Source organism: Actinomyces sp. HMSC08A09 (assembly GCF_001807465.1).
GTDB classification, from domain to species: domain Bacteria; phylum Actinomycetota; class Actinomycetes; order Actinomycetales; family Actinomycetaceae; genus Actinomyces; species Actinomyces oris.
Window position 1 is genome coordinate 1 of sequence record NZ_KV789124.1, and the last position, 6,767, is coordinate 6,767.

Annotated in this window: 5 protein-coding genes and 1 pseudogene; 4 read left to right on the forward strand and 2 right to left on the reverse strand. The window is 73.2% G+C overall.

Annotation, left to right across the window (positions count from 1 at the left end; genetic code table 11):
* Positions 1-568, reverse strand: a pseudogene (locus HMPREF3165_RS07195) (cell filamentation protein Fic); the annotation flags it as partial.
* 193 nt (positions 569-761) lie between these two features.
* On the opposite strand from HMPREF3165_RS07195, the gene HMPREF3165_RS07200 reads away from it, so the two are divergent.
* The 4 genes from HMPREF3165_RS07200 (at position 762) to HMPREF3165_RS07215 (ending at position 5,704) form a co-directional block, all read left to right on the forward strand.
* On the forward strand, positions 762-1,700 hold the full coding sequence (locus tag HMPREF3165_RS07200) for a hypothetical protein (RefSeq protein ID WP_233431597.1): 939 nt from the start codon (positions 762-764) through the stop codon (positions 1,698-1,700).
* 89 nt (positions 1,701-1,789) lie between these two features.
* Positions 1,790-4,597: a hypothetical protein gene (locus HMPREF3165_RS13800; protein ID WP_256275204.1), complete on the forward strand. Its 2,808-nt coding sequence runs from the start codon at positions 1,790-1,792 to the stop codon at positions 4,595-4,597.
* Positions 4,598-4,658: 61 nt separating this feature from the next.
* Positions 4,659-5,381, forward strand: coding sequence for an AzlC family ABC transporter permease (locus tag HMPREF3165_RS07210; protein ID WP_070511951.1), 723 nt, complete (start codon positions 4,659-4,661; stop codon positions 5,379-5,381).
* A complete protein-coding gene (locus HMPREF3165_RS07215) occupies positions 5,381-5,704 on the forward strand; it encodes a branched-chain amino acid transporter permease (protein ID WP_070511954.1) in 324 nt (107 codons plus the stop codon). Before HMPREF3165_RS07210 ends, HMPREF3165_RS07215 begins: the two co-directional genes overlap by 1 nt.
* On the opposite strand, the gene HMPREF3165_RS07220 is transcribed toward HMPREF3165_RS07215, so the two are convergent.
* Positions 5,685-6,479 (reverse strand): TMEM175 family protein, encoded by a 795-nt coding sequence (locus tag HMPREF3165_RS07220; protein WP_070511958.1) that lies wholly within the window; start codon positions 6,477-6,479, stop codon positions 5,685-5,687. The genes HMPREF3165_RS07215 and HMPREF3165_RS07220 overlap by 20 nt on opposite strands.
* Positions 6,480-6,767 lie beyond the last annotated feature (288 nt).

The following is a 6,767-nucleotide window of genomic DNA, read 5'->3' on the forward strand; positions in this document are numbered from 1 at the left end:
CCCGGGCGGGCGCCTGCCCGGCGCGCGGCACACCGACCTCCCCCAGGCCCACCCGGCCGCCGGCCGCCAGGGGGCCGACGACGTCGCGGTGCAGCGCCGCCAGCAGCGAGCGCGCCGGGGGCACCACCGGCCGTCCCCGGCCCACCAGGTCCGGCATCCAGCCGACCAGGCGGGTCCCGGCGCGCCACAGCCCGGCCACGGCGTCCAGGCCCGGGTCTCCGGTGGCGGCCTGGGTGAGGGAGCCGGCGACCACCTGCTCGCGCAGGACCTCAGCGGAGACCACCGCGCCCTCGACGCCGCCCGAGGCGATGGCGCCCCGGATCGCGGCCTCGGCGCGGGCCTCGCGCCACCGGCGTCGCAGGGCCTCGTTCCAGCGCAGCTCGGAGCAGGCCTCACGCACCGCAGCCTCGGCGGCGCGCACTCGCTCATCGGCGGCCACGGCCCTGAGCGCCTCCAGCGCCGGATCCTCGGGCGAGGGGGCGCCGTCGGTGGCCGCCCCGGCCCGCGCACCTGCGCCGACCCCACCAACATTCAACCCTTCGGTCGGCATGCCGGCTCGACCCGTCACGCCCCGCGCCACGGGCCTCCCGGCCCTCCTGGGTCCCCTGGGCTCCGACGAACCGATCCCCACAGACATTCGCACCACGCCCCCACTGTGGCACACCACGGTCATCGCCGGCCACAGACGCCCTCAGGCACCCCCTAGCCCCGTATCCCGAGGAAACCAGCACGAGGCGAGCGCACCCCCTAGACTCGATCAGGTGAGTGACTCCCCCTCCCATGACGCACCGGGCTCCGGCCCGCCGCCCGCGACCCCTGGCGCATCGGGTCGGCCACCGCGCAGTCGCCGCCCCGACTACGTGCTCACCGCCGTCGTCGGAGTCCTCTTCTCCCTGGGCGCCTCCGCCCTGCTGGGCCTGGCCGCCGACCAGACCTCGATCCTGCGCACCGGCCTGCTGCTCGGCGCCCTCCTCATGCTGTCCGCCGCCGCCGCCGTGCTGTTCGCCAGCCGCTCCTCGCTGGGCGCGCTCGTCACCGGACTGACCGCACTGACCGCCCAGTCGATGGTCTTCCTGGCCCCCATTCACGCAGCCTCCTTGACTGAGCCCTGGCTGCAGCGGCTCGTCAGCACCGGTTTCATGCTCACCCTGGCGGGACTGTGGCTGGGTGGCTCCTGGGGGATGCGCCAGGCCCGCCGCGCCGGCCAGGCCCAGGGGCACGCCGCCTTCCGCCTCACCGAGGCCGACCGGACCGTGGGCTCCACTCCGACGCCGCCGCCCTCGCGCCGCCGCGACCACCTCCTGTCCCTGCCCTGGGTCATCGCCGGGCTGGCGCTGGCGGCCTTTCTACTGCCCCGCACCTACCTGCGGGCAGTCGCCCCCGGTGTCCAGACCGGGCCGCTGCTGATCGCAGCCGTCCTCGTCTCCCTCCTGGCCCTGGCCGCGGCCGGCGCCTCGACGGCCCGCTCCACCCTCGGCGCGCGCGTCATCGGCCCGGTTCTCGTGCTTGCGGCGGTGCCCACGCTCAGTAACGGTATGATCCCTGGCGGCCACCTGGTCTCCAGGCTCCTGCCGCACGGCCCGAACGCCGTCGTGCTCGCCGCCATCGGCATCGAGCTCATGGCGATCGGCTGGGGAGCACATGTGGCTCGCCGGCAGGGCCGTGCCAACGCACTGGCCAGGCTGCGTTCCGGCGTCTGAGGGGCCCATGCCCGAATTCGTGTCCTGGAGATGACCGGCCCCATCCGGCATCCCCCTCCTACTACCGTGTGCATGCGTAAGGAGACCTCGTGAGCACCGACAACACAGACCGCACCACACCGCAGGCGCCCCTCGCCTCCGACGACGCCGCCCCGTCCTCCCCAACGACGTCGACGCCCACCGCGCGGACACAGGCCACGGACCAGCGTTCAGAAGAGGTGACGGCCAACCCGACCGATCAGCCCGCCGCCTCGCCCTACCTCGCGAGCTTCATCGGCAAGGCCAACCGGGGCTCCCAGTCCTCCTCCCCCGCGCCTCAGGCAACGGCCGCCCAGGCCGGCAAGGCCGCTGCGGCCGGTGCAGGCACCGACACCAACGACGCCGATACCGTCGATACGGTCGATGACGCAGACCACGACGGGGCTGGAGAGAAGGGGGCCGAGGCCACTGACGACGGGGGCGACACCCTCAACCTCCGCGAGCAGGCGTCCTTCCCTGCGGCCGGGAGCCAGGCTGCCGCGGCCGCTGAGTCCGCTGAGACCACTGCCGCGGGCGCTCAGGCAGCTCCAACGCCATCCGAGACCGTGACGCGCAGCGACGAGGCCGTCGCGCCGGCGGTCAGGACCGCTGAGGCCGCCGGGATGCCGCCGTCGATTCCGCCGTCGTCGGAGCCCGGCGAGGTGGGCGACGAGGTGGACGATGAACAGACACCGGTCGCCGTCGAGGCCACGACGACCACGGCTCCTGAGCCTGCGGCAGTCCTCACCGGTTCCACGGTCTCTGCCAGCTCGGCCGTCACCGCCCCGGAAGCATCGTCGCCCGCCCCGGTGGACGATGTGGATGACGAGGCCGAGGCGCCGGCCCCGACGGTCAACGCCGAGCCCCTCAGTCGGCCGGCCGACCGACCGACGACAGCGGCCGCCACCGCGCCTGCAACCACAGAGGCCGCGGTCGCGCAGGGACACGCCTCCGTGACCGAGACCGCCGAGACCGCCTCAGTGTCGGAGGGCCGCATCGAGGTTGAGGACTTCAAGGCGTTCGACGACGTCGAGGACATCGAGGACTCAGCCGAGGGCGATGACCTCGCCAGCCAGGACGTGGACGACGACCGCACCCCCGAGACCCCGGCGATCCCCACCCCCGTGACCGGCTCCCCGGCCGTGAGGGCCGTACCCGTCTCGGTGGCCACCGGTGCGGCCCGATCCTCGAACGGGATCGCGGAGGCCACCCCGCCGACCCCCTCCACCGCAACCAGCACCGCGGATGCCGCCGTCAGCCTGGACGACACTGACAACACCGACGTCGACGACATCGATGGCTTCGACGGCGAGCACGACGCGGAATCCGACGAGGCCGGCGAGACCGAGCAGGCATCCGGTGCCGACGAGGACTCCGAGGACAGTGCCAAGAAGGTTCTTGAGAACGTTGCCGAGGAGGCTGCGCAGCCGGCCACCGCCTCGGCACCCGCCTCGGCGCCCTTCTCGACAGCCCCCACCGCGCAGCCCTGGAGGCCGGTCCCGCCGATCTCCGGCTCCCAGACGCCCACCGACACGACCGACGCAGCCGCCGTCGAGGACGTCGAGGACGTCGACAACACCGATGACGGCTTCGCGCCCATCGAGGCCCCCGCCGTCTCGGCGGCCTTCGCGGCTCCCTCCGCGCCGTCAGCGGACTCGCCGGAGCCCGCCTCATCGAGCCGGCCCGGGGCCGAGCCGCAGGAGCCGGCGTCAGCGCCATCAGCGACCTCGGCGCCATCGGTGCCCGCATCGACGTCACCGGCCGAGCCGGAGGCGGCAGCGCCGGTGAACGCCGCGGCGGACAACCGTCCCTCGGCCCCGTCCTGGCCGGCGACCCCCGCGGCTCAGCTGGCCCGGACGGGCTCCGCCGCCAGCGCCCCCTCGGCGCGTTCCACCGGGTCGGCGCCCTCCGCCCACCCCGCCTTCTCCTCCGGCACCCCGGCCCCCACCGCCTCAACGGAAGGGATGGGCGCGGGGCTGGGAGCAGCCCCCCGGGCCGCCGCCTCCCCGTACATCGAGCACTCCAGTGACCGCCCCGAGGTGCCTGCCAGCACACCGGCCCCCTCCCCGGTGCAGGCGGCGCCGCAACCCGAGCGAGCCCCCTCAACCCAGGCGACCCCCTCTACCCAGCCTGCACCCGCCCCCACGAGCGCCCGGGACTACCGCCCGACCCCGGCAGCCTCGCCGTCGGCCCCCTCCCCGCAGCAGACGCCCGACTGGTTCGCAGCCGCCCCCGCCGGGCGGGGCCTGTCCGCGAGCGCCGACGCCGGTCAGAGCGACGACCCGGAGGAGCGCGGCCGTTCGCGTGCCCGGCAGGCCGCCATGGCCATGACCGGTGCCGAAGAGGAGGACGACGCGATCCTCCTCAAGGGCGCCAGCGTGCTGAGCGCCCCGGGGTCGCGCGTCGAGACCCACTGGGCCGGGGTGCTCGTCGCCGTCGTCCTGTTCCCTCTGGCCTGGTTCCTCGTGCACGACGGCGCCGCCACCCTGACCGGCGGCAACCCCTCGGCCTGGCCCTCGGCTGCCTCCCCGATGGGCGCGCTGGAGATCCTGGGTGGGACCGCGGCCTGCGCCGCCGCCCTGTTCATGATCTCGCGCTCCTCGCTGGGGGCCTTCGTCGTCGGTGCCCTCAGCACAGTCATCGGCCTGCCCTTCATCCTCATGCCGGGGGTCACCAAGTCGATCCTGGGACCCACGGTCAATCGGCTTCAGGCCCACTCCGACCTGGGCAAGGCCCTGTCCACCTACGTCATGGACGACGGCCTCTCGGGCCGCTTCATCCTCATGGGCGTGCTGACGATCATGGTCGCCGTCGTCGGCCACGTGGCTCGCCGGTCCGGGCAGCGCACGCAGGACGAGGGCCGCGGCCCGCGTGACTGATCCCGACACCACCCCAACGTCTTCCGGGGCCGACGAGGCAGGAGCGCCGTCGGCTCGGCGGATGCAGACCCTCGCCGATGCGGCCCGGGACGCGGTGCCCATCGTCGTCGGATACGTGACGCTGGGGCTGGCGGCCGGGATGCTGCTGGTCGCCGAGGGCCTGGCCTGGTGGTGGGCGCCGGTGTGGAGCCTGGTCATCTACTCCGGGACCATGCAGATGCTGCTGGTGCCGCTGGCCGGTGGTGGCGAGCCGCTGGCGGCCATCGCCCTGTCCACCGGTTTCGTCTCGGGCCGGCACGTCTTCTATGGGCTGGGCTTCCCCCTGGAGCGGGTGCGTGGCAGGGCGCTCACGCGCCTCTACGCCGTCCACGCGATCACCGACGAGGTCTACGCGCTGTTGGCGGCGCGTGACCGGCGGGCCATGAGCGGGCGCTACCTGGTGGGCGTGGAGGCGATCAGCCACGCCTCCTGGGTGTCGGGCACGACCGTCGGGGCACTGGCCGGCACGGCGTTGGCCTCCGTGGCGGGTGAGCGCATCGAGCTGCTCGGCTTCGTGCTCACGTCCCTGTTCGTGGTCCTGGCCATTGAGAACTGGCGCAATCATCCCGATATCGGGGTGCTGTGCGTGGGGCTGGTGGCCGGAGGGGTCGGCCTGGTGATCGGTGGTTCGGCGGCACTGCTGACCGCGCTGGTGATCCTCGCCGTCGGCCTGGTGGGGCTGTACGCCTGGCGCGGCCGCCGCCCCGGGGCGAGCGCGCCGGAGCCCGGGCGGAGGGACAGCTGATGCTCACCAACTCGCAGATCGCAGTCGCCGTCGTGGTCGTCGCCGTCATCACCTTCGTGTGCCGGATCGTGCCCTTCGTGCTGCTGCGCGGGCGTCAGGACAGTGCGGTGCTGGCCTTCCTGTCCCGGGCGATGCCGCTGGGGGTCATGATCGTCCTGGTGGCCTACACGCTGGGTGGGGTGAGCCTGTCGCCGTCGAGCTGGCTGCCGGCCGCCGGCGGGATCGGGGCGACGGCGGGCCTGCACCTGTGGCGGCGCTCCATCGGGCTGTCACTCATCGGCGGCACCGGCGTGTACGTCACCCTCAGCCTCCTGCTGGGCTGACCCGCCGAGGCCGGTGGCCGACCATGTAGAAGACGATGAGGGCCACGTAGGTGACCACGCTCAGCCAGGCGCTGACCATCCCCAGCAGCGCGGCCAGTGAGTAGAGCCACGGCCCCATCGCGAAGCGCCGGGTCATGGAGCGCACCTCCGCCTCGGAGACCCCTGCTCGCAGGCGGCCACGGTCCCGGATGGAGGCCCGCCACAGGGCGTTGAAGAACAAGCCGCCGACCACCATGACCATCCCGTAGAAGACGGCGCCCGTGCGCTCGTCGTGGCCGGACTCCAGGGACCGGGTGAGGACCGAGGTGGCGAAGGGAAGGAAGGCGACGTCGAGCAGAAGGAAGAGGTTGCAGATGAGCATCCACTGGTCGACGCTGCGCACCCGCACGAAGATGGCGTGATGGTTGAGCCAGACCTGCCCCACCAGGAGGAAGCTGAGGACGAAGCCCACGTAGCTGGGCCACAGGGAGGCCACGGAGTGCAGGAGGCTCCCGCCGCCGTCGGGCAGCTTGATCTCCAGGCTCAGCAGGGTGATCGCGATGGCGATGACCCCGTCACTGAAGGCCTCCAGGCGTCCGGGTGAGACGGGCGCCGTTTCCTCCTCCCCTTGAGCGCCGCCGGCCCCAGCGGCCGCCCCGTCCTTGGGTGCCGGGTCAGTAACCGGGTCTGTGGCCCCGACATCCGCATGCGCACACCCGCAGGAGTCAGTGCGGGCACCCTCGGCGAGGTCATCGGCAGAACCATCAGCCGAGTCATGGTGGCTCTGGGCAGTCATGCCTTCTCCTTCCTGCCGTGGACAGGGATATTAGGGACATTCTGCGCCGTCGGGGACACACCTGCACCCGCGGGGACATTCCAGTACCGCCGGGGACAATCGACGCCGCCGGGGACCGAATTCCAGTCCCCCAACGCGCGCCCTGTCCCCGCCCGGGACGACACGCACCCAGCCGCGCAGAACGTCCCCTGCCGCGCAGAACGCCCCCACCAGGACACACCCTGTGCCGTCGGGGACATTCCAGTACCAACGGGGACTATCGACGCCGCCGGGGACCGAATTCCAGTC